A 22,446-nucleotide genomic window follows, 5' to 3' on the forward strand; every position below is an offset into this window, starting at 1 on the left:
CGTTGCTCACCCCTTAACAGGGCGTTATATGCACGGGAGAGTTCAGTGGAAGAAAGAATCCGAAAAAGGGAAGTCAAAGTCTGCCCTGTAGTGCTCAGAAAATCAGGAAACTATCGTGAGTTACTGTTGTTTGAACACCCATTAGCTGAGGTTCAACTTGTTAAAGGAACACTAGAACCGTCCGATATTTCTATTGAAAGTGCTGCTTTGAGAGAGCTAGAAGAAGAATCTGGGTTATCTAGTGTATCAAGTGCTCACTATCTCGACTGCTGGGAAAGCGGTTTTCAAAATCAACTGTGGCATTTTGTGCTTTGCGAAATAGACCAAGAACTACCGAATAGCTGGAGTTTCTTTACTCAAGATGACGGTGGGCATGAGTTTAATTTCTTCTGGCATAAAGTAGGAAGTAAGCCCGATTTTAAGTGTCATAAAGTATTCTTTGATGCCATTAAGCAAGTCGAAATTCTGTGCATATAACAAACAATTTAAGAGGGATTCCCAACGCTTGGCATTTTTGGTTCTACTTCAAGTTTAGTGTTTATGGCACAATGCGTTAGGTTGGGTGGTAGCGTTGCTCACCCCTTAATTGGGCGTTAGCCGTCATGGAGCTTGCTATACTCAAAGTGATAGAATAGTATCACTTTAGTATTCCTCTGGAGCAGCTCTCATGAAAGTAGAACTAGTTACATCACTCAAACGCCAAGCAACAAAGATCCTTGCCGATCTCCACGACACTAAAGAACCTGTGTTAATTACCGAACATGGTAAGCCATCGGCATATCTGGTTGATGTTGATGATTACGAGTTTATGCAAAATCGCTTAGCTATTCTTGAGGGGATTGCACGAGGTGAACGTGCATTAGCTGACGGTAAAGTGGTGAGTCACGATGAAGCCAAGGACAAAATGTCAAAATGGCTGAAATAATCTGGACTGAGCCAGCGCTATCCGACCTCAATGATATCGCTGAATACATCGCACTTGAAAATATCGTAGCTGCAAAACAATTGGTTCAAGCGATCTTTTCTAAAGTCGAGCGCTTAGAGGCTTTCCCTGAATCGGGTCGCATTCCGCCTGAACTAGAACATCTAAGTTATCGTGAAGTTGTAGTTAATCCGTGCCGTATTTTCTATAAACAAGACGGCGACAAAGTATTTATTTTGTTTGTTATGCGTGCTGAGAGAGACTTGCGTAAGTTCCTATTGAGCAAGCAATAACCTTTGGGAATGAGCGGCTAACAAGCAATTTAAGAGGGATTCACAACGCTTGGCACTTTTGCTTCTACTTCAGATTTAGTGTTTATGGCACAATGCTTTAGGTTTGGGGGAGGCGTTGTTCACCCCTTAATTGGGCGTTAGCAGAATAGAAGGAATATTTGATGTCAGTGGAAGAAGTGGTTAGAGGTTTTATTGAACAAGTAAGGTCTGGCAAAAATCCAGACTTAGTTAACAAGTATCTAGCCCCAGTAGTTGTAGCGCATCAGATTGTTTCTGGAGTCTCAGAGGCAATTGAAAGAACACCTGAAAACTATCGTGAACATGTTGAAGAGTTTCTAGAGGCTTACGGTACTTTTGACCTCACAATAGAAGAATTTTTAGTTCAAGGTGAAAAGGTCTACGTCCGTTGGCGTCAAGACGGTCGCCATGAGGGCGTCATTTATGGTTATAAACCGACAGGTCTAGAACTTTCTACGGTAGGAAGCGCAGTGTACCGAGTCAGTGAAAACCAAATAGTGGAATATTGGATTCAACAAGAGAATCAAGGTCTACTAGGGCAGTTGGAAGCTAACCTTAAGAAATTCAGCTAACAATCTGTTTAAGAGTGATTCGCAACGCGTGGCATTTTTACTATGCGTTGCGTTTAGTGTCTAAGGTGGTATGCGGCGGCATCGGTATTGCGTTGCTCACACCTTAACAGGGCGTTAGCCGTCATGGAGCTTGCTATACTCAAAGTGATAGAATAGTATCACTTTAATATTCCTTTGGAGCAGCTCTCATGAAAGTAGAACTAGTTACATCACTCAAACGCCAAGCAACAAAGATCCTTGCCGATCTCCACGACACTAAAGAACCAGTGTTAATTACCGAACATGGTAAGCCATCGGCATATCTGGTTGATGTTGATGATTACGAGTTTATGCAAAATCGTTTGGCGATTCTCGAGGGGATTGCACGAGGTGAACGTGCATTAGCTGACGGTAAAGTGGTGAGTCACGATGAAGCCAAGGACAAAATGTCAAAATGGCTGAAATAATCTGGACTGAGCCAGCGCTATCTGACCTCAACGATATCGCTGAATACATCGCACTTGAAAATATCGTAGCTGCAAAACAATTGGTTCAAACGATCTTTTCTAAAGTCGAGCGCTTAGAGGCTTTCCCTGAATCGGGTCGCATTCCGCCTGAACTAGAACATCTAAGTTATCGTGAAGTTATAGTTAATCCGTGCCGCGTTTTCTATAAACAAGACGGCGACAAAGTATTTATTCTGTTTGTTATGCGTGCCGAGAGAGACTTGCGTAAGTTCCTGTTGAGCAGGCAATAACCGTTGGGAATGAGCGGCTAACAAACTGTTTAAGAGTGATTCGCAACGCGTGGCATTTTTACTATGCGTTGCGTTTAGTGTTTAAGGTGGTATGCGGCGGCATCGGTATTGCGTTGCTCACACCTTAACAGGGCGTTAGGCATTCAATAGTTTGGAGTACAAATGGAAGAGTCAACAATGATAAGCCCTTTGAGTATTTCGTCAGTATATATAGAGATGATGTATAACGAAGAAATAATAGGTAAGGGCACTGCGTTTTATTATAGAGAAGATGGGAAGCTATATTTAATTTCAAACTGGCATAATTTTTCAGGAAGAAATCCTGATACCGGCAAACCTATTCATAGTGCGTTGGCTATACCAAACCGAATTAAAGTTTATAGCCACAAAGTTGTTGATAATTCGGTTGAACAGCAAATTGATTTTCATAAATTAGAGAATGACGAAGGAGAAGCTCTATGGTTTGAGCATGGAAGTCTAGGCAGGAAAGTTGATGTAGGTGCTTTGCCTATTGAACTTAACTATGAAGTTATTGATATCAATGAGGCTATTGCGGAGATAGACCCTTACTCAAACTATCAAACTAAAATTGGTGAAAAGCTATTTGTATTAGGCTTTCCTTTTGGAATTTCAGTCAGCAATAATCTTCCTATATGGAAATCTGCAAGCGTAGCTAGCGAACCTGAAATAGACTGTGATTCATTACCATTATTCTACATAGACACAGCAACACGAGAAGGAATGTCAGGTTCACCTGTTGTTATGTATAAAGATCGTGCTGTAAGTCTGATCACTAAAGACAAAGGAAAGATCGACTCACATACTCAATTGGTGGGCGTCTACTCAGGTAGAATTGTTCCGAAAGATCTCATAGAAGTTCAACTAGGAAAAGTATGGAAAGTAAAGTGTATTCAAGATGTGATTCACGGGAATACGTATATTGATGCCTAACAAACTGTTTAAGAGTGATTCGCAACGCGTGGCATTTTTACTATGCGTTGTTTTTAGTGTTTAAGGTGGTATGCGGAAGCATCGGTATTGCGTTGCTCACACCTTAACAGGGCGTTATATGCTTTCGTCGTTCAAAGTAGAGGAAAATGATGGCAAGTGAAATTATTGAACTAGCGAAGAAAGTTCGGTCTATCTATGAAAAAGGCTCACAAGACCGTTTTTCACTATTTATGGGGTCGTTTCAGTTTCCTAAAAATAGCTGTGAGGGAGCCTCAAGAGTTTTTGCTCATATAGTGAAGAGCACTTATCCAAAGTGCGAAGTACAAGTTGTAGAAGGCTACGATTACCCAAACGATGAAAGGCATTATTGGACAGTAGTCGATGGATTGATTTACGATTTAACAAGTGATCAGTTTGATGGTTTTTCTGCTCCTCTTTTGGGAGTTAGCTATACGCCTCTTTCTGAGAAATTTAGTGATTTAGAGTTCTTTGGCAATGAGCAAATTTTTCAGAACTGGTTCCCTGGTGGTAGGTATGACAAGCTTCAAACTTTAGGTTACGTAGAGCACCATTTAGCACGCATATAACAAACTGTTCAAGAGGGATTCGCAACGCGTGGCATTTTTACTATGCGTTAGTTTTAGTGTTTAAGGCGGTATGCGGCAACTTCGGTATTGCGTTGCTCACCCCTTAACAGGGCGTTATATGCTCTTACGATTTGAGGTAAAAATGTTCAAATATCAAAGTTTTTCGCAATACAGTCTGGCGAACTTACTAAACGATCAGATTTTTATGAATCACTATGATGCGTTCAATGACCCGTTTGAGTGTTGGTGTGAAGTGATGACAGATTTTCCTCCTCTTTCAGACAAGAGCACTAGGCTCAGTAATATTTTAAGTGCCTGGGGTTTTAGCGAAATTGATGAGACAGTGGAAAAATACTATGATGACTATGTATCTTCTCTCAGCGATACTGGGTTTGACCCACAGAAACTAGCTGATGCGGCAAAAATAACTTGTTTTAGCAAACGTGCTGATAACTTGCTGATGTGGTCCCACTACGCTGATGGTTTGCGGGGGTTTTGTATCGAGTTTGACCCAAAATCCATTCTTGGTACAAATGAAAAGTTCGCTTCAATTTATGACGTAACCTACCAGAGTAAACCAGCAGTGATTGATACTGCACTCGAGTCGGTGTATTCAGATCAAGCGGATTACTATGCAAGTGTTGCAGACGTTACTTCTGACGATAAAGACGTACAATTCTACGATGATCTTCTTCATGAAAATATCGAGAAGTGTCAAGAGATCTATATGAAGATGCTAGCAACTAAGCCTCTGGAGTGGTCATACGAAGAAGAGCAAAGAGTTATCTACGTTTCCTCTGGAGGTGATGACTCGTTATTAAGCTATCCTTCATCTAGTATTAAACGGATCATCTTTGGTGAAAAAATGCCTAAGAGCCATATACAAACAATCGAGAATCTATTATCAGCTAAAGGGTTAAATCCGGAAATAGCGTTTGCAAAACGTTCCTCTAGAGATTTTAAAGTGCAAATTACACCACGCATATAACAAACAATTTAAGAGTGATTCCCCACGCTTGGCATTTTTAGCTTGGGTTTAGTTTAGTGTTTAAGGTGCTTAATTTAAGTATCGTGGTAGCGTGGCTCACACCTTAATTGGGCGTTAGGCATTAAGGAGAAATATGAAGCTAATTTACACGTTTACGGAAGAGCAAATAGCTGACGTGCATAATCTGTATCAACAAGCTTGGTGGGCAAAAGAGCGGACATTAGAGCAAACAGCCCGTTGTCTAAAAGGTTCTCAACTATGCATAGGCATTGTTGGTGGTGACAATAACCTTATTGGTTTTGCTCGTGTTATAACTGATTTCACCTTCAAAGCCTTGATCTTCGATGTTATTGTTTGTTCGTCGCAACGAAATAGTGGTTTGGGTGCAAAGCTCATATCAGCAATTCAATCGCACGAAAGCCTAAATCAAGTTCAGCATTTTGAGTTGTATTGTCTCCCAGAAATGAGAGCGTACTATAAAAAGTTTGGTTTCAGTGCCGAGGTTGGTGGAGTGCATCTCATGCGTCAGGCCAATGCCTAACAAACGCTTTAAGACGGATTCGCAACGCGTGGCATTTCTACTATGCGTTGATTTTAGTGATTTAGGTGGTGTGCGGAAGCATCGTATTGCGTTGCTCACCACTTAAGCGGGCGTTAGTTTGCAAGAGGAAAAACGCAGCTATATCGTAAGATCTAGCGGTAAAAGCTCAAAGTTGAAATTGTCGTATCGGCGTTCAATTTCAGTGTTAACTAGCGTGGTGAAAATTCAAAATTGGCATCGTTTCAACGGTTGATTTGTTCTTTGGTGCGGCGACTTTTGGTTTACCTGAGTCGAACTTTTTTGCTGAAACTCTGCTCGTTGAGTTTGTTGGTACAAAAGCCGATTTACTCGCTGAAATGGCGTTTTCTCTGGTGTGGTAAGTTCATGTGGTTTCAGTAGCTTTGTTGAAAGTCCGCATTGTGAGATTGGTTTTCCAAAAGCGCTTTTTGGTGTTGTGAGTTCGTTTTCTGCGGCGTTGTTTGTTTCACGTGGTTTCATTGAGTAGCCGCTTTGAGACTACGCCTGACTTAAGTGCATCAAAACATATAGGGTTTATTGTTTGCAAAGTTTAAAATAAAGTAAAATCAACGCTTTGGGTTTGCAAACTAACAAACTGCTCAAGAGGGATTCGCAACGCGTGGCATTTTTACTATGCGTTGGTTTAAGTGATTAAGGTGGTATGCGGCGGCTTTTGTATTGCGTTGCTCACCCCTTAGCAGGGCGTTAGTCGCCAGAAAAAGCTAGCAATCAAAATCATGTTTCTGAGCTCAAAATTTGGCAGCTGTTTGTTTGGTATACAGATTCATCGTCGATGGTTAAAACTCAGTTTTTGCTGTTCTAAGTCCAAAGTTTTGTAAGTGTCCTAGCGGTAGTTTTGTTCTTTGGTGCTGACAGAGCAGGGCTATCGAGAGTTTGTTTTTGGTTGCAACTCCGCACGGTGAGTTTGTTGGTTCAAAAGCAGATCTACTCGCTGAAAAGTCGTCTTCTCTGGTGTGGTAAGTTCTACGTGGTTTCAGTGACTTTGTTGAAAGTCCGCACTGTGAGATTAGCTTTCCAAAGGCGCTTTTTGGTGTTGTCAGTCCGTTTTCTGCGGCGCTGTTTTTTCTAAGTGGTTTCATTGAGTAGCCGCTTTGAAACTACGCCTGACTTAAATGCATCAAAGCACATAAAATTTGTTGTTTGCAAAATTTAGTTCGGCTTAAAATTGTCGCTCGGTGCCTCGCGACTAACAAACTGCTCAAGAGGGATTCGCAACGCGTGGCATTTTTGCTGTGCGTTGAATTTAGTGATTAAGGTGGTTTGCGGCGGCTTTTGTATTGCGTTGCTCACCCCTTAGCAGGGCGTTAGTTTGCAAGAGGAAAAACGCGCCTATATCGCAAGATCTAGTGGTAAAAGCTTAAAGTCGAAATTGTCATATTGGCACTTAATTTCAGTGTTAACTTGCGTGGTGTAAACTTAAAATTGGTATTGTTTCAACGGTTGATTTGTTCTTTGGTGCGGCGACTTTTGGGTTAACTGAGTTGAACTTTTTTGCTGTAACTCTGCTTGTTGAGTTTGTTGGTATAAAAGCCAATCTACTCGCTTAAGTGACGCTTTCTTTGGTGTGGCAAGTTCCACGTGGTTTCAGTGACTTTGTTGAAAGTCCGCATTGTGAGATTCGTTTTCTAAAAGCGCCTTTTGGTGTTGTAAGTTCGTTTTCTGCGACGTTGTTTGTTCCACGTGGTTTCATTGAGTAGCCGCTTTGAGACTACGCATGGCTTAAGTACATCACAATACTTAAATCTTATTGTTTGCAAAGTTTAAAATAACGTAAAATCAACGCTTTGGGTTTGCAAACTAACAAACTGCTCAAGAGGGATTCGCAACGCGTGGCATTTTCACTATGCGTTGATTTTAATGATTAAGGTGGTTTGCGGCGGCTTTTGTATTGCGTTGCTCACCCCTTAGCAGGGCGTTAGGCGATAAAGTTTACCGTAAAGCATCAATATTTTGTGCTAATAGCGTCAGTCTCCTATTCTAAATTGAGGCTCAAATTTTTGAGCTTTGAGTACACTGCAAGAGGAGAGAGCAATGACAGTTTCCCAAAAGGAACTCAATACTTTAAAAAGTATGAGCAACGTGATGACATTACATGAAAGGGGGCACTCACCTTCATATATACTCGAAACAATCCAAGTCGCATGTAAACGTCAAAAGAGGGAGTGCACTCTGAGTGAGATGGACGTGCTTAGTCTCACTAAGTTTGGAGATTTGAATCAAACTCATCCATGCCTTCCAAACGGAGATATGGAAATAATTAATGACGCTCATAATAATATTGCAGCTAATCAACCTAAACTGCCTACTAATCCGTCTTCAGAACCTGATGCAGGCATTGGAGATGACATGCTTCCTGATTCTTAGTATCTCAAGGGAGAACTAGTTCTCCCTTCCACATCATCCTTTGTAATTTCTCGCCTAACAAAGCGTTTAAGAGTGATTCTCAACGCTTGGCATTTTCGGTTTGTATTGGCTTTAGTGTTTGCGGCACAATGGTTTAGGTTAGGTGGTAGCGTTGCTCACACCTTAACGCGGCGTTATGCCTCAGAAAAATAGGGATATCATGAAACTTATAGATTTTGAAAATCAGCTAAAAGCTTATTTAGCTGATATAGAGAATCCTCGCCCATTCGTTTGCTCGGGTAGTCCTCTTGATAGTGAGTTGTTTATCGTAGGATTTAATGCCGCAACAGAAATGAAGGCTCAGTTTTGGGATTTTTGGAATCAGGACTCAGGTTTTGATAGAAAGGTGTGGTTTGATACCTATGTAAAAGAGCGGGCAGATAAACCGTTGAACGAAGGTAAGACTAGGCGTTTAAGAGTGAGTCGTACAAGGCGTTGTATTGACTTGATAACAGATGGTTTGTTTCCGATAAAGGCTCTTGAAACAAATTTATATATGTCGGCAACAACTCAAGCGAATGAGCTAGGTAAAGAGTTAATGGATCCATCAACATTCAACTTTCTACTGTCGACAATCAAACCTAAGTTCTTGCTTGTTCACGGAAAGGATGCAAAAGAGCATCTAGAAAGTTTAACGTTAACAAAGCTTGAGCAAAACCATGCCAACAAAGTAATTATTCAAGGCAATGATATTACAGTTTTTCCAGTTAGCCACTTATCCAGAGGTTGGTCTAACGAAAGTTGTAAAGCGTTGGGAGTAGAAGTAAAAAGGTTAATCGGTGTGTCAAAGGCATAACAAAGCATTTAAGAGTGATTCGCAACGCTTGGCAGTTTCGCTTCGCTCAAGTATAGCCAAGCGCCGCTCACACCTTAATGCGGCGTTATTTCCGCAACGGATCTCTCAGGCTGAATGTGTATGCTTGTAGCCTAGGTGTGAAAATGGCGGGGTAATAGGGTGTAAAAGCGGCGAAAATGGCGAATATTAGTCATTTCCATGCTAGCCTTAAAACGCTTTAAGCGCACCTTAATATGGCGCAGCAATTAAAGAGTGACGCTAAAGCGATTTAAGGTAGAGAGCTGACAAATACTTCGGCTTCGATTTTTTGCCTGCATACCGAAAATTCAACGTCATATCATATAATTAGGCGTCAACATTGACGACTTTAGTTGCGGAATAACAAACAGTTTAAGAGTGATTCGGTACGTGTAGCATTAGCGATTTCATTGACTCCGGAGTTGCGTACCTCACACCTTAACTGCGCGTTAGTCGCCAGAAAAAGCTAGCAATCAAAATCATGTTTCTGAGCTTAAAATTTAGCAGTTGTTTGCTTGGTACATCGATTAATCGTCGATCATCAGAGCTTAGTTCTAACTGTTTTAAGTCCAAAGTTTTATACCTGTCCTAGCGGTTGTTTTGTTCTTTGGTGCTTACAGAGTAAGGCAATCGAGAGTCTATTTTTGGTTGCAACTCCGCTCGGTGAGTTTGTTGGTTTAAAAGCTTATTTACTTGCTGAAATGACGTTTTCTCTGGTGTTGTAAGTTCCACGTGGTTTCAGTGACTTTGTTGAAAGTCCGCACTGTGAGATTGGCTTTCCAAAAGCGCTTTTTGGTGTTGTCAGTCCGTTTTCTTCGGCGTTGTTTGTTCCAAGTGGTTTCATTGACTAGCCGCTTTGAGACTACGCCTGACTTAAATGCATCAAAGCACATAAAGTTTGTTGTTCGCAAAGTTTAGTTCGGCTTAAAATTGTCGCTCGGTGCCTCGCGACTAACAAACTGCTCAAGAGGGATTCGCAACGCGTGGCATTTTTACTATGCGTTGAATTTAGTGATTAAGGTGGTATGCGGCGGCTTCGGTATTGCGTTGCTCACCCCTTAGCAGGGCGTTAGCCAGCATGATAAATCTATAAACGAGAGTTAATATTACATGTTAGATGATAGTCAAAGAAAAACTCTAACTGACAAGATGTTTAAGGAGGAAGAGGTTGGTAGTGGTTACTCTAACACTCTTTTTGTGCGCCTTGTCGGGCTGCGCATCGTTTTTACAAATGTAGATTTCAAGTATTGCATTTTTGACGCTGCGTACCTAAGAAACTGTACTTTTGAGTCTTGTGATTTTACGGGCTGCAGGTTCATAAATAGTAATCTAGTCGGTTCTGCTTTCAATGGGTGTAAGTTCGATTATGCAACTTTTGAAAAAACTCAAATTGATACAGATATTTTAGAAAGTGGTTGTCCCAGCTCTGAAAATCTAAAGTTGAAATTTGCGCGCTCTCTACGGACGAACTATCAGCAGCTTGGTGACGCTAAAGCTGCTAATAAAGCTATTAGTATCGAGTTAAAGGCTACAGAAGTTCATCTACACAAGGCTTGGAGCTCAAAAGAGTCGTATTATAGAAAGAAATATAAGGGATTTGTTAGGGCGTCTCTCTTTGTGGAATGGCTGGAGTTCAAACTATTAGATTTCATTTGGGGGAATGGTGAGAGCGCATACAAGCTGTTTAGGGCTGTATTTTTAGTTCTGCTATCAATAACAATGTACGACGTGATTCATTACGGTGACCCAAATATGGTTAGTAATTACTGGGCATCATTTATAAAGTCTCCTCAAATTTTATTTGGTATAAATGGGACATCTGAATATTCAGGTGCTTTCTTAGCTCTAGTATTTGCAACAAGACTGATCATGTTTGGCTTCTTTATGTCAATTATCATTAAACGTTTTAATAGGAGATGATTGTGCATATTTATGCTTTTGGTTCTATATGTAGAGGTGACATTGACATAGGCTCTGATGTTGACATGTTGATCATTGCAAATGGTCAATTAGATCACATAAACCCATCGGATTATTCAATTTATTCGTATGACCGAATCAAAGAACTCTGGGAGCAAGGTAATCCTTTTGCTTGGCACCTTCATTTGGAGTCGAAATTAGTATTCTCACAAGATAGCTCGAACTTCTTGAGTGAGTTGGGTTGCCCTAGCGCTTATTCTGATGGTGAGTCTGATTGTGTTAAGTTCTATGAAATATTCAAATCAGCATGTTACTCAATAAATGAGTCGGCGTTGTCCCGGGAGTTTGATTTATCGACAGTGTTTTTGGCAATGAGAAACTTTGCTTCATGTTACTCGTTGGCATATTTAGAACGTCCTGATTTTTCAAGACGCTCTAGCATAAACTTAGGTGCTTTAAGTGTCCCAATCGATAGAGAAGTATTCGATGTGCTAGAGTCTGCTAGAATTCTCTGCACACGAGGTGTTGGAAGCTCTCTTACAGAGCCTCAAGTGTTTGCAGCTATTGAAAGTCTTCCCCAAATAAAATGCTGGATGCAGTCATTGATAAAAAGAGTCGATAAAGTATGAGTGAGTTTAGAAATAGAATTGAATCTCAGCGAGAAGCTGTGAAGATTGTAAATAGTTTCCACTTATATGGAGAACCTCTATTCAGCTTGACAGAAAAATCGATCAACAGATGGGTTTCTATAAACCAAATAGACCCTAAGGCAGTGCATGTTAATCTAATTATTCAGACTTCTAAGAAGCTATTCTTCTTGGCTAATAAAAGTCAGGAGCAAGTTACGGAAGACTACAAGAAACTATCGAAAGATGTAGAAGATCTTTTAATTCAAATAAGTCGAGAAATGAGTGTTCTTCGACAAAATGCTGGCTAACAAACTGTTCAAGAGGGATTCGCAACGCGTGGCATTTTCACTATGCATTGGTTTTAGTGATTAAGGTGGTATGCGGCGGCATTGGTATTGCGTTGCTCACCCCTTAACAGGGCGTTATAAAGCAGGAAGAAGTATGGCAATTTACAATACAGCATCAGACTCAGCCAATACTGCTGTTAGGGCTTTCCTAACAAAAGTCGGGGAGCATTATTTAGGACATTCATTTAACACGGGTAGCGGTAAAGGTAAGGCTATTTGGCTTGAAATACGAGATGTCCATTTCGCATCATGCTGTGCTTACTGTGGTGAAAAACACGATAAATTACAAATTGAGCACGTATTTATGTTCAACAGAACGGAATATGGCCTACACCACCCAGGGAATACTGTCCCTTGCTGTAAATCATGCAATAAACGTGAGCGGAATCCTGACAAGTCATACTGTGATTGGGTAAGTCATCTAAAGCTTGTGTGTGAGAAGCGTGGAGAGACCGAAGTATTTCAATCTCGAAAACAGGCAATTTTAGACAACTTCAAACGATATGATTACCCGAACCTAAACGATAATGAAAAACATGCAGTTAGGGTTATCGCAGGTAGTTTGTACGAAAACATTAAAACAGAGTCTGAAAAGTCTTTAAATCTTTACAAGCAGTTAGACGAAGCCTTCGTGAAATAGCTTTATAACAAAGCATTTAAGAGTGATTCGCAACGCTTGGCAGTTTCGCTTCGCTCAAGTATAGCCAAGTGCCGCTCACACCTTAATGCGGCGTTAGCACTCACTCCACATGATGAGAAGTTTGATTCTAGTTATTTGGAATTTTGATGTGTTATAATCTTATGATTTTTAAGCATTATAAACATTCCCATAAGGTTAGGTATCTTGAAAACGGATCAAGAATTAAAAGAAGCTGGTTTCACACAGTCGGGGATTCAGCGATATCAATCAACAGTAAGCGATTTTGCTACTGTTCTTTATAAAAAGTCACTTAATTTTGGTGACGCGGCTAAAGCTGATGATATGCCCAGAGAGGTAACGCATGATCATGTAAGGTCTTCGGCAAATGTAATTAGCCATACATTCGGCGCAGAGAAAACTTCCAAATGGTGGATTGTATGTCAAGTTTCAGAATATGCCCTGACAGCACTTTCTGCATATGCTGCTGCCAACTTGTCTAAAAACTGGGGAACTCCCGTTTTTGTGGTAGCAGTTGTCTTGGCGGGAGTTCTAGTGGCAACCCGTATTTCCAATACAAAGTCGAAGTAGAGTAAAAAATGAAAGTTATATATACAGAATCTGGCTCTCAAGCACTAGAAAATTATCAATCATTGCGTAAACGTGAACTTGAAGAGTTTCTTCAAAAAGAAAAGTATGTATTTGGTGACGAATTTGTCGAAATTACCGCAACTGACATCAAGAATGCGGAAAAAGAAATCACCTACGTTAAATCAAGTAGAAGATCTTCTTTGCCGATGACCGCAACTTTACTAAAAGTGTATATGTTTCTTGGGCTGGTCATGGTCACTTATGGAGTGTTTTATGATCAAATCATGGAGTTTATTCATGGTGGTGCGACTGAGCAAATGGTGTTCATTTTTGGCGGTGTTGCCTTAAGTCTTATTTCTGGTCTTGCGCACTATTTTATCAAAATGCGAGATGAGCGACGGGCTACGCAAAAAGCTCTTGAAATCAAAGCTAAGAAATTTGAAATCTCTGAAGACTGAGTGCTAACAATCTGTTTAAGAGTGATTCGCAACGTTTGGCATTTTCGCTATGCGTTGCGTTTTGTGTTTAAGGTGGTATACAGAAGCATCGGTATAGCGTTGCTCACACCTTAACAGGGCGTTATAGCTCTAAGCGCAAATACGTGTTGTGGATCATTGTCGGCTATGCCATGTGTTGTACAATAAAGCTTTTTACAGGCTAGGGCCCCAATTATGAAAAAAGTAGCCTTACTATTGGCGTTATTCTCATTTAATACTTCAGCATCTTTCACGTTAGACTTAACTGATCCAAAAAATCTCGAAATAGCAGATATGTATCCATCCTATGAACTGCTCCGTAGTATCAGTTTTGCCGACACTAGTAGTGGTTCAGCATTGTTTGGTTTTAAGTCAGATAAGGCAAATGATAATTGGGATACTATTTTTGAAGCCAGAATTAGTACTAGTAAATCGGGACAGCAACGAATTTATATTACAACAGCAGTACCTTGTTCGGAACGCGAAACTAGTTATGAAAATGTCACGATTAAAACAAATGAACAAAATGTTAGGTACAATAAGTATTGTGATGGTAGCTATATTTATCTAACGCCTTTAAGTAAGGCCGGGGACAACTTCCTCGTCGAGCAGTTTAAAAAGAAAAATAGCGTGGCATTTGAGTTTTCTGACATTCGTGTAGTTTTTGATGCAGAAGGTTTCACTAAGGCTTGGAATAATTTTGGTGGTGACGCTCTATAGCTCAAAGAGCTATAACAAACTGTTTAAGAGTGATTCGCAACGCGTGGCATTTTTACTATGCGTTGCGTTTAGTGTTTAAGGTGGTATGCGGCGGCATCGGTATTGTGTTGCTCACACCTTAACAGGGCGTTAGTCGCCAGAAAAAGCTAGCAATCAAAATCATGTTTCTGAGCTTAAAATTTAGCAGCTGTTTGCTTGGTACACCGATTAATCGTAGATCATCAGAGCTTAGTTCTAGCTGTTTTAAGTCCAAAGTTTTGTACCTGTCCTAGCGGTTGTTTTGTTCTTTGGTGCTTATAGAGTTGGGCAATCGAGAGTCTATTTTTGGTTGCAACTCCGCTCGGTGAGTTTGTCGGTACAAAAGCCGATTTACTCGCTGAAATGACGTTTTCTCTGGTGTTGTAAATTCCACGTGGTTTCAGTGACTTTGTTGAAAGTCCGCACTGTGAGATTGGTTTTCCAAAAGCGCTTTTTGGTGTTGTTAGTCCATTTTCTGCGGCGTTGTTTGTTCCAAGTGGTTTCATTGACTAGCCGCTTTGAGACTACGCCTGACTTAAATGCATCGAGGCACATTAAGTTTGTTGTCCGCAAAGTTTAGTTCGGCTTAAAATTGTCGCTCGGTGCCTCGCGACTAACAAACTGCTCAAGAGGGATTCGCAACGCGTGGCATTTTCACTATGCGTTGAATTTAGTGATTAAGGTGGTTTGCGGCGGCTTCGGTATTGCGTTGCTCACCCCTTAGCAGGGCGTTATGTGGCAACAAGCTCATGTTGTCGCACCACAAGACATATAGTTTGAACTGAGGGAAATAAGCTCACTTTGGAGCTTATTTAAATGATATAGCTAGCTAATAGGGCATATAATATGGAATGTCATACTTAGCCTCGATATGACTGAAATCAACCCCCTTATTTTCTAAGTATGCCTTGGTTAGCTCTCTATTACCTTCTTCTCCGATAGGGTTCCAAGCATCCCACTTATTTTCAGGAAGTAAACAAGTAGAAAAATACTTGTCAGTGTCGCTTATTATCATTGCGTTTCTGGCAATGCCAAGCTCATGAAAAGTGTCTTCATCAAAATGCCCCCGAGTTTCTTTCGCCATTAGATTGATATACTCTTCAGTATCATCAGGGATAATCTCATCAAGTTCTTCAATAGTATTAATACCAAATCGTTCTAGTTCAGCAATACCAAGGCCTCGGCTGTCTACTTCGTAATGTAAACCAAGTTTTTCAATCGTGTCGCCAAACTTTGATTTAATAAATGATGTTAAAGCTGCTGAAGATAACTCTGTATTAAAGTTGCCATGGGTAACACTCGTGGAAATAGCATCAATTTCAGATGAAATCGCATTAAACTCTCTGTCTGCTAATTCTAGGACACCTGCAAGCAGTTTAAACCGTCGAGTTAGACCGCTATCTAGCTTTCCAGAGAATTTATAGTTTCTATCATGTTCAATTTCAGCCCATGCATGCTGCAAAATTGTCCTAATTTGAATCTCAAAGTACTTATCTTGGTATTGTCGAAACTCTGGCAAATTCAACCTGTCATCTTTTAGCTTGGCAATATAGTGAACCGACTTGTAACCAACTTTGTCTGTGCCAAGAGCTTCTGATTTGTTAGAACTATTTTCGGAATCAATGTCAAATAGGTTCTCAATCACCCGTGTTACCGCTTCCACTTCTTCTTCAACATAGGTAATTACTCTGATGCCCGCATAATCTTGAATGTCCGCAGGTTGTTTATATTTGTCTTCTGCTGCTTTTTTACGAGCGCTTTCTATGTCTTTGGCCCTAGATGTAATCATGTGGTAGCTGAGGTCATTTGCCTCAAACACTTCAATTAAAATTGACTCTACCTTATCGGATAGGCGCTTATATATTGGCCTGTTCTGAATGTACCAGTCTGTAAAGTCCTTAGTATTCATATTCTTACCATTTAGTTGAACTTGAAGCATTCTGACTAGAAAGTTCATACATTTCAATCCCTAAACGTACAATTTTAAGTGAGCCTACTTCTCTGCTAGGATGATGTTGGTTTATCCAAATTTGCATTTCGGTCATCACTATTTTTGGATAAGACTATGAACCTGATTTGCAGTCAACTGTGTCGTCCAGAACTGCCACATAACAAACTGTTTAAGAGTGATTCGCAACGCGTGGCATTTTCACTATGCGTTGCGTTTAGTGTTTAAGGTAGTATGCGGCGGCTTCAGTAATGCGTTGCTCACACCTTAACAGGGCGTTATGAGCTTCCAAGAATTAGAAGGAAAATATGGCAGTTTTAGAAATTCTAACGGCACCAGATCCAAGGCTTAAGGTCAAAGCGGAAAAGGTGCGAGATATTACGACGGTACAAACATTAATAGACGATATGTTGGAAACGCTGTATGCGACTGACAATGGTATTGGTTTGGCGTCGACTCAAGTTGGTCGTAAAGAGGCTGTTGTTATTATCGACCTTTCAGAAAGTCGAGATGAACCGCTAATTTTAGTTAACCCAGAAGTGATTAGTGGCTCGGATAAAGCATTGGGTCAAGAGGGTTGTTTATCAGTTCCTGATTACTATGCAGACGTAGAGCGTTTTACTTCAGTTGTTGTATCTGCTTTAGATCGCGAAGGTAAGCCAATTACCATCGAAAGTGATGAGTTTCTAGCCATCGTAATGCAGCACGAAATAGATCATTTGTCGGGTAATCTGTTTATTGACTATCTTTCGCCACTTAAGCGTCAAATGGCTATGAAAAAGGTTAAAAAGTACGTTAAAGCGCACTCTTAACCCCGCTCATAACAAACTGTTTAAGAGTGATTCGCAACGCGTGGCATTTTTACTATGCGTTGGTTTTAGTGTTTAAGGTGATATGCGGTAGCATCGGTATTGCGTTGCTCACACCTTAACAGGGCGTTATGTGGTGACACGTAATAGTGTCGATTTCAATTGAGGTAACTTAGATGACTGGTGAAAGTTTCTATCAACAATTGGGGCAAATATTGTTTGATATATCTCCAGAGAACTCGAAACAGATAATAATGAAAGCAGCTTTACCCGAAGTCGGTGATACGTGTTCATTTGAGTTTGATTATGTAGATGAAAGTGGGAATGTTCATTGGTTTACTGGTGGCGGTGCAGCCAATACAAAACTATTAAAGGTTCTAGTTCAATTGAGGGAAGAGCAGATAAAAAACGGTCAAACTTTATGGGAATCATGTACTTTTGTAATTGATGTTGAAGCAGAGTCATTTGACATGAACTTTGTTTATTCTGACAGTTGAGCTTCCGTCGTCAAACACCACATAACAAGCAATTTAAGAGGGATTCACAACGCTTGGCACTTTTGCTTCTACTTCAATTTTAGTGTCTATGGCACAATGCTTTAGGTTTGGGTGGAGGCGTTGTTCACCCCTTAATTGGGCGTTAGGCAAAAGGAATAAGTATGAAGTTGAAAACGAAACTAAATCTACTGATAGAACGAATTGGATTGTGTACTTTTCAATTGCATGTTTTGACGGTGATGCTTGGAGAATATTCTAAGCAAAGCAATGATTTGAATCCCTTAAATAGACTAATAAAAGAAGTAGAAGATACCGAAGCTGTTATTGATTGGTGTCATTCACACACTCCCTTACGCTTTAACCCAAAGAAGAATAAGTTTGTCTCAAGAGGTAATGGTAAATGGAGTATTGCTTCTGGATTAACAAGTAACTCAATCATCGGAAAAAGCGCATTAGAAAAATATAGGAAACAGTTTAATTTTATAGGTATTGGTGACTTAGAAAGAGTTTTTGATGACCTCGGGCGTGAAATTGCTAACTTAGATGCAAAGTACGAACTAGCTCAAGGCGCTATTACAGCAGCCGATATTGAACAAGTACCAGAAATGAGTGACCGAGAGAAAATAAAAGCGTATTTGGCTGCAAATCCTGCCCCAGATAGCATGGGTAAATTTGGAGTTCCACAAAGCAAATTCCGTTATGGTACGTACGGCATGCCAACACTAAATCAATGGTCGCGATGATTTTGCCTAACAAACTGTTCAAGAGGGATTCGCAACGCGTGGCATTTTCACTATGCGTTGGTTTTAGTGTTTAGGGTGGTATGCGGCAGCTTCGGTATTGCGTTGCTCACCCCTTAACAGGGCGTTAGGGCTCTTTTCACCAAATGGTACTTAACAACTTTTGTACAGTACCATTTGGGAGTCCCGTAGGAAATCTAGCTCTGGTTCAAAGACTTTAGTAGATCAACGCCTGAATTTAGGTAGGCAGTGGCGTTTTCGTTGTCGGAAAGAGTTAAAATACCACTAAAAATGATCAGCGTAGTGGAAATGAAGAGCGTGGTGATACGTGTTATAGGTAACATCATGGTGATATCTCCGTCTATGCCTATAGATATTGGTTCTATGATTGGTCTTCTTCTCGACCATGTATTGGCACAACTAACTAGAATCACCAGCTGGTAGCAGATCATCAACACGTTGAAACTATAAGCTAATATGGTTCTTGCTGTAGGTCAAGCCCTAACAAACTGTTCAAGAGGGATTCGCAACGCGTGGCATTTTCACTATGCGTTGGTTTAAGTGATTAAGGTGGTATGCGGCGGCTTCGGTATTGCGCTGCTCACCCCTTAACAGGGCGTTATGCCTCTCAGCGAAATTATAATTATGAGGATTCTATGGTTTTAGGTAGTTGTAACTGTAAGGCTGTACAGTTTAGGGTAACTGGCGACTTTAAGCGTATCGTAAATTGCCACTGTAAATTATGTCGAAAAATGAATGGTGCAGCGCTTTCAACTTATGTAGCAGTACTGAAGACAGACTTTAAGCTGATTACCGGTGACTTGTGCTTTTTTGATGTGACAGAGAATGCTCGTAAACACTTTTGTGGTAAATGCGGTACTCCGATATTTAACTCAAACCCAAAATACGCAGGTTTAAACATATTACACCTTGGTAGCCTAGATATGGAGTCGTTGGTTGACATAAAGCCAGATGCAAATATTTACGCTGAGTCAAAAGTTAGTTGGCTTGACAGCCTTTCAGGTTTGCCTACTTTCGAGAAAGCGATGGGCTAAAGGCATAACAAATTGTTCAAGAGTGATTCGGCACGCTTGGCATTTTTATTATGCGACAAGTTTAGTAGTTAAGGTGGTATGCGGAGGCTTCGGTATTGTTTGCCTCACACCTTAACAAGGCGTTAGAAAAAAAAGGGCAACATGAAGCTGCCCGAGGAACTAGAGGTTGTAAGCAATTGGATTGAGTTTTCTAATCATCGCTCTACAAAATCGCATTCTTTTGAACGCATAGTTTTGTTGCTGGATGGTTAGATTCCCAAGGCTATATACTTTTTGGCACCAATGGTCCAATTCAACCGCATATAAATTTCGCAGCACTCGTGCTGCCTTTTGTGTGTAGTCTTTCATTTGTAATATCCTTTTACATTTGACTTATAGTTCGTGCTTTCTTCAATGAAAGCGGGAGAATGGATGGTACACAAGTTTGTATGTATACGCATGATTTTTTTCTAACAATCTGTTTAAGAGTGATTCGCAACGCTTGGCATTTTTGCTATGCGTTGCGTTTTGTGTTTAAGGTGGTATGCAGAAGCATCAGTATTGCGTTGCTCACACCTTAACAGGGCGTTATGTTTCTAAGTGATTGAAATTTATTGTAAATGTGGTACCTTGTCATTTTTAAATTCTTGGATTTACATGTACACCAAACTGTATAAAACCTATACATCTTACAATAAAATCATCGGTAATATTACATACTACTTAGTTCTTGTCTCATCAATATTTTTTGGATTTTATATGCTAGGTGACGTTTTGGGTTCAAATGCGTTTCACATTGCAGAAAAGGCTCTTCTAGATAGTAAGATATTATCAACCATTTTTGATGCTCAGGCCTTAGTTTTTAATAAAATTCTTAACGCGATATCTTTTATAGTGTTGTCATGGGCTTTCTTATGCCTTCTTTATAGTACAAAAAAGGTCGAAGTTGAGCAGATTAATTTTCTTGTCCCATATGTAGAAAAGATTAAATATACGTTTATATATTACACTGGTGTTTTAAGTGCATTATTTGGTGGTGGCACTATTGATCAAGTAGTGAACGGTGGGATTACAACTGACAAAGTCGTGACTCTCTCGATGTGTTTAGCTATTTTTATAGTGTCAGTACTGATGAAGCATGGAAAAATTTTTACCTTCCATTTTAATTCGGACGATATTGATTATGAAAAAGCTCGAAAACAAGGGAAGATGGCTTTTTTCTTTGGTCTATTTTTTTATTTGTATACTACATTAATCGATGATTTGAAGATGTTGTACAATTTATACTCAATCACCAACTTGGGGTAGGCCCCAAAACATAACAATCTGTTTAAGAGTGATTCGCAACGCTTGGCATTTTTGCTATGCGTTGCGTTTTGTGTTTAAGGTGGCATGCTGGAGCTTCGGTATTGCGTTGCTCACACCTTAACAGGGCGTTAGCACTCAGGAGGTATTCATTGAAAAAGTGTCAGCTGTGCCTTTGTAAGTCTGAGTTATGTAATTCACATGCAATACCTGATTCAGTATTTAGATCTTTGTTTAAACAAGGGAATGGTCAGGCTATCGAACTTTCTTCTGGTGAGTTAATCCCCAATAGAAAGTCGCAGGACAGTTGGGCTACTGACCAGTTGTGTAGTGGATGTGAGGTAAAGTTAAACATTACCTATGATCAATATGGTTTGAACTTATTAAGAGGAAAGGTTGGAAAAGCTATTCGACATGAGGACGGCGTCCATTTTTCCGATATCGACTCTCTAAAATTTAAAAGCTTCGTGTTGTCTATTTTCTGGCGGGGTGCTGTTTCAGAACATGAAAACTATAAAACAATTCAAGTTGCCCCACGTTTTTTAGAGCTAATTCGATCTAGTTTGGTTAGGCAGGATAATGTTTCAAAGAATTCATGTACTGTCATTGTACAGAGATTGATTGATACAACAGATGGGGGTTTTGACGAAAGTCATCTCAGAAATTTTGTTGTTTCACCATTCCCTAGGAAATATGAAGTTAGAGGGCAATTTTATAGCTCCATCAGCATGATATTTTTAGGGTTTTACTTTGAGATTTTTTATAACCCTATACGTTTTCTGAAAAAGTATCTAAGTTTGCTTTGGGCAGTAGCTCGACAACCTATATTGCGCCTTATATTGAGGTCACTGAAATACCCGAGGTTCTTGATTTAATGGTTAACGGTCTTAGAAAAGAGCATAAAGGTTTAAGCAATGTGTGACTAAAAAAGAGTGCTAACAAACTGTTTAAGAGTGATTCGCAACGCGTGGCATTTTCACCATGCGTTGATTTTAGTGATTAAGGTGTTGTGCGGGAGCTTCGGTATTGCGTTGCTCACACCTTAACAGGGCGTTAGTTGAATAGGGAAAATCCGTGAATATTTTTGAAGCATTTCTTAATGTGCTTGCGCAAGTCTGGTATCTAGTGCCTTTATTGCTCATTGTTAGCGTTTTCAAAAGTAGGTGGCTAAAAGGTGTATTCGGTGAGTTTCTCGTGAACCGTCTTTTGTCCAAATTACCAGAGTCTGATTACACACTAATAAAAGACGTAACGTTGCCGACTAACAATGGTACAACTCAAGTCGACCATATTGTGGTTTCTAGATATGGCATCTTCGTCGTTGAAACTAAGAATATGAAAGGTTGGATATTTGGTTCAGCTCGCCAGAAACAGTGGACACAAAAGATTTACCGCCATTCCTCTAAATTTCAGAACCCACTGCATCAGAATTACAAGCACATAAAAGCTCTGGAAACCTTGCTAGGTTGCAGAGAAGAACACTTGCATTCGGTTATTGTTTTCATCGGCGACAGTACCTTTAAAACCGAAATGCCTCCAAACGTTACCTACGCTCGAGGAAGTATTCGATACATTCAGCAATTTAACGATGTAGTGTTCTCTGACAATGATTATGCTCGGTTAACAGAGTCTATAAACCAGATAAAGTTAAAGCGCGGAGTCATTACGGATTTAAAGCATCTTAAACATGTCAAAGAAGTTGTTGCATCCAAAGTTAGCTCAAATGAGTGCCCCCGTTGCGGCTCTGAAATGGTGTTGCGTGAAACCAAGCGTGGTGAAAATATAGGTAAACAGTTTTGGGGTTGTTCAACCTTTCCCAAGTGTAGGGCTGTGAAACAATTCAACTAACAAACTGTTTAAGAGTGATTCGCAACGCGTGGCATTTTTACTATGCGTTGGTTTTAGTGGTTA

The 22,446-nt window shown here is 40.2% G+C and carries 29 protein-coding genes and 2 pseudogenes; 28 read left to right on the forward strand and 3 right to left on the reverse strand.

Annotated elements, in window-relative coordinates:
• Window positions 1-45 precede the first annotated feature (45 nt).
• From KHO06_RS07940 to KHO06_RS08005, 11 genes and pseudogenes are all read left to right on the forward strand, one after another.
• A complete protein-coding gene (locus KHO06_RS07940; protein ID WP_061058653.1) occupies window positions 46-477 on the forward strand; it encodes an NUDIX domain-containing protein in 432 nt (143 codons plus the stop codon).
• 190 nt (window positions 478-667) lie between these two features.
• On the forward strand, window positions 668-925 hold the full coding sequence (locus tag KHO06_RS07945) for a type II toxin-antitoxin system Phd/YefM family antitoxin (RefSeq protein ID WP_005448240.1): 258 nt from the start codon (window positions 668-670) through the stop codon (window positions 923-925).
• The gene (locus KHO06_RS07950) at window positions 913-1,215 is read left to right on the forward strand and encodes a type II toxin-antitoxin system RelE/ParE family toxin (RefSeq protein ID WP_011080278.1); all 303 of its coding nucleotides are present in this window, start codon (window positions 913-915) and stop codon (window positions 1,213-1,215) included. Before KHO06_RS07945 ends, KHO06_RS07950 begins: the two co-directional genes overlap by 13 nt.
• 161 nt (window positions 1,216-1,376) lie before the next feature.
• Complete coding sequence (locus KHO06_RS07955) at window positions 1,377-1,805, forward strand: ester cyclase (protein WP_212582373.1); 429 nt, start codon at window positions 1,377-1,379, stop codon at window positions 1,803-1,805.
• Between the two features lie 188 nt (window positions 1,806-1,993).
• A complete protein-coding gene (locus KHO06_RS07965) occupies window positions 1,994-2,251 on the forward strand; it encodes a type II toxin-antitoxin system Phd/YefM family antitoxin (RefSeq protein WP_005448240.1) in 258 nt (85 codons plus the stop codon).
• A complete protein-coding gene (locus KHO06_RS07970) occupies window positions 2,239-2,541 on the forward strand; it encodes a type II toxin-antitoxin system RelE/ParE family toxin (protein WP_212582374.1) in 303 nt (100 codons plus the stop codon). Before KHO06_RS07965 ends, KHO06_RS07970 begins: the two co-directional genes overlap by 13 nt.
• A gap of 162 nt (window positions 2,542-2,703) precedes the next feature.
• Window positions 2,704-3,492 carry a trypsin-like peptidase domain-containing protein gene (locus KHO06_RS07980; protein ID WP_212582375.1) on the forward strand — a complete coding sequence of 263 codons (789 nt, stop codon included), beginning with the start codon at window positions 2,704-2,706 and terminating at the stop codon, window positions 3,490-3,492.
• 146 nt (window positions 3,493-3,638) lie between these two features.
• A complete protein-coding gene (locus KHO06_RS07990) occupies window positions 3,639-4,079 on the forward strand; it encodes a hypothetical protein (protein ID WP_191686400.1) in 441 nt (146 codons plus the stop codon).
• Between the two features lie 4 nt (window positions 4,080-4,083).
• Window positions 4,084-4,186, forward strand: a pseudogene (locus tag KHO06_RS07995) (DUF3265 domain-containing protein).
• Between the two features lie 35 nt (window positions 4,187-4,221).
• Entirely contained in the window at window positions 4,222-5,067 is an 846-nt protein-coding gene (locus KHO06_RS08000; protein WP_212582376.1) for a DUF2971 domain-containing protein, read from the forward strand.
• Window positions 5,068-5,200: 133 nt separating this feature from the next.
• Window positions 5,201-5,608 carry a GNAT family N-acetyltransferase gene (locus KHO06_RS08005; protein ID WP_212582377.1) on the forward strand — a complete coding sequence of 136 codons (408 nt, stop codon included), beginning with the start codon at window positions 5,201-5,203 and terminating at the stop codon, window positions 5,606-5,608.
• 815 nt (window positions 5,609-6,423) lie between these two features.
• On the opposite strand, the gene KHO06_RS26475 is transcribed toward KHO06_RS08005, so the two are convergent.
• Window positions 6,424-6,726, reverse strand: coding sequence for a hypothetical protein (locus KHO06_RS26475; RefSeq protein ID WP_244858389.1), 303 nt, complete (start codon window positions 6,724-6,726; stop codon window positions 6,424-6,426).
• A 952-nt stretch (window positions 6,727-7,678) separates the two neighbouring features.
• Here KHO06_RS26475 and KHO06_RS08030 point away from each other — a divergent pair.
• The 9 genes from KHO06_RS08030 (at window position 7,679) to KHO06_RS08085 (ending at window position 14,184) form a co-directional block, all read left to right on the forward strand.
• Complete coding sequence (locus KHO06_RS08030; protein ID WP_212582379.1) at window positions 7,679-8,011, forward strand: hypothetical protein; 333 nt, start codon at window positions 7,679-7,681, stop codon at window positions 8,009-8,011.
• Between the two features lie 199 nt (window positions 8,012-8,210).
• Window positions 8,211-8,846: a hypothetical protein gene (locus KHO06_RS08035; protein ID WP_212582380.1), complete on the forward strand. Its 636-nt coding sequence runs from the start codon at window positions 8,211-8,213 to the stop codon at window positions 8,844-8,846.
• A gap of 1,128 nt (window positions 8,847-9,974) precedes the next feature.
• Window positions 9,975-10,784 (forward strand): pentapeptide repeat-containing protein, encoded by an 810-nt coding sequence (locus KHO06_RS08045; RefSeq protein ID WP_045325176.1) that lies wholly within the window; start codon window positions 9,975-9,977, stop codon window positions 10,782-10,784.
• The gene (locus KHO06_RS08050; RefSeq protein WP_244858390.1) at window positions 10,781-11,413 is read left to right on the forward strand and encodes a nucleotidyltransferase domain-containing protein; all 633 of its coding nucleotides are present in this window, start codon (window positions 10,781-10,783) and stop codon (window positions 11,411-11,413) included. Before KHO06_RS08045 ends, KHO06_RS08050 begins: the two co-directional genes overlap by 4 nt.
• Window positions 11,410-11,721: a hypothetical protein gene (locus KHO06_RS08055; RefSeq protein ID WP_212582382.1), complete on the forward strand. Its 312-nt coding sequence runs from the start codon at window positions 11,410-11,412 to the stop codon at window positions 11,719-11,721. The genes KHO06_RS08050 and KHO06_RS08055 overlap by 4 nt, the downstream gene beginning before the upstream one ends.
• Window positions 11,722-11,854: 133 nt before the next feature.
• On the forward strand, window positions 11,855-12,400 hold the full coding sequence (locus tag KHO06_RS08065) for an HNH endonuclease (protein ID WP_244858391.1): 546 nt from the start codon (window positions 11,855-11,857) through the stop codon (window positions 12,398-12,400).
• Window positions 12,401-12,604: 204 nt separating this feature from the next.
• Window positions 12,605-12,988, forward strand: a complete 384-nt coding sequence (locus KHO06_RS08070; RefSeq protein ID WP_069492136.1) for a hypothetical protein — start codon at window positions 12,605-12,607, stop codon at window positions 12,986-12,988.
• A gap of 8 nt (window positions 12,989-12,996) precedes the next feature.
• Entirely contained in the window at window positions 12,997-13,446 is a 450-nt protein-coding gene (locus KHO06_RS08075; protein ID WP_069492137.1) for a hypothetical protein, read from the forward strand.
• A gap of 213 nt (window positions 13,447-13,659) precedes the next feature.
• Complete coding sequence (locus KHO06_RS08085; protein WP_212582384.1) at window positions 13,660-14,184, forward strand: hypothetical protein; 525 nt, start codon at window positions 13,660-13,662, stop codon at window positions 14,182-14,184.
• Between the two features lie 221 nt (window positions 14,185-14,405).
• Here the strand turns inward: KHO06_RS08085 and KHO06_RS08095 are convergent, their stop codons facing one another.
• Together KHO06_RS08095 and KHO06_RS08105 are read right to left on the reverse strand one after the other, a co-directional pair.
• The gene (locus KHO06_RS08095) at window positions 14,406-14,708 is read right to left on the reverse strand and encodes a hypothetical protein (protein ID WP_212582385.1); all 303 of its coding nucleotides are present in this window, start codon (window positions 14,706-14,708) and stop codon (window positions 14,406-14,408) included.
• A gap of 323 nt (window positions 14,709-15,031) precedes the next feature.
• Window positions 15,032-16,159: a hypothetical protein gene (locus KHO06_RS08105; RefSeq protein ID WP_102387318.1), complete on the reverse strand. Its 1,128-nt coding sequence runs from the start codon at window positions 16,157-16,159 to the stop codon at window positions 15,032-15,034.
• 299 nt (window positions 16,160-16,458) lie between these two features.
• Between KHO06_RS08105 and def the strand changes: the two genes are divergently transcribed.
• The 8 genes and pseudogenes from def to KHO06_RS08175 all read left to right on the forward strand — a co-directional run bounded on the left by def (window position 16,459) and on the right by KHO06_RS08175 (window position 22,383).
• Window positions 16,459-16,962, forward strand: coding sequence for a peptide deformylase (gene def / locus KHO06_RS08115; RefSeq protein WP_045480152.1), 504 nt, complete (start codon window positions 16,459-16,461; stop codon window positions 16,960-16,962).
• Window positions 16,963-17,135: 173 nt separating this feature from the next.
• Window positions 17,136-17,456, forward strand: coding sequence for a hypothetical protein (locus tag KHO06_RS08125; RefSeq protein WP_212582387.1), 321 nt, complete (start codon window positions 17,136-17,138; stop codon window positions 17,454-17,456).
• Between the two features lie 161 nt (window positions 17,457-17,617).
• Window positions 17,618-18,199, forward strand: coding sequence for a hypothetical protein (locus tag KHO06_RS08130; protein WP_212582388.1), 582 nt, complete (start codon window positions 17,618-17,620; stop codon window positions 18,197-18,199).
• Window positions 18,187-18,316, forward strand: a pseudogene (locus KHO06_RS08135) (DUF3265 domain-containing protein). Before KHO06_RS08130 ends, KHO06_RS08135 begins: the two are co-directional and overlap by 13 nt.
• A gap of 536 nt (window positions 18,317-18,852) precedes the next feature.
• Window positions 18,853-19,251, forward strand: coding sequence for a GFA family protein (locus tag KHO06_RS08140; protein WP_113643764.1), 399 nt, complete (start codon window positions 18,853-18,855; stop codon window positions 19,249-19,251).
• Between the two features lie 636 nt (window positions 19,252-19,887).
• The gene (locus KHO06_RS08155) at window positions 19,888-20,538 is read left to right on the forward strand and encodes a hypothetical protein (protein ID WP_212582389.1); all 651 of its coding nucleotides are present in this window, start codon (window positions 19,888-19,890) and stop codon (window positions 20,536-20,538) included.
• A gap of 149 nt (window positions 20,539-20,687) precedes the next feature.
• Window positions 20,688-21,410, forward strand: a complete 723-nt coding sequence (locus KHO06_RS08165; protein WP_244858392.1) for a hypothetical protein — start codon at window positions 20,688-20,690, stop codon at window positions 21,408-21,410.
• 199 nt (window positions 21,411-21,609) lie between these two features.
• The gene (locus KHO06_RS08175; RefSeq protein WP_212582392.1) at window positions 21,610-22,383 is read left to right on the forward strand and encodes an NERD domain-containing protein; all 774 of its coding nucleotides are present in this window, start codon (window positions 21,610-21,612) and stop codon (window positions 22,381-22,383) included.
• The last annotated feature ends 63 nt before the right edge of the window (window positions 22,384-22,446 follow it).

Origin of the sequence: Vibrio sp. B1FIG11, assembly GCF_905175335.1 — a bacterium.
Classification (GTDB): domain Bacteria; phylum Pseudomonadota; class Gammaproteobacteria; order Enterobacterales; family Vibrionaceae; genus Vibrio; species Vibrio campbellii.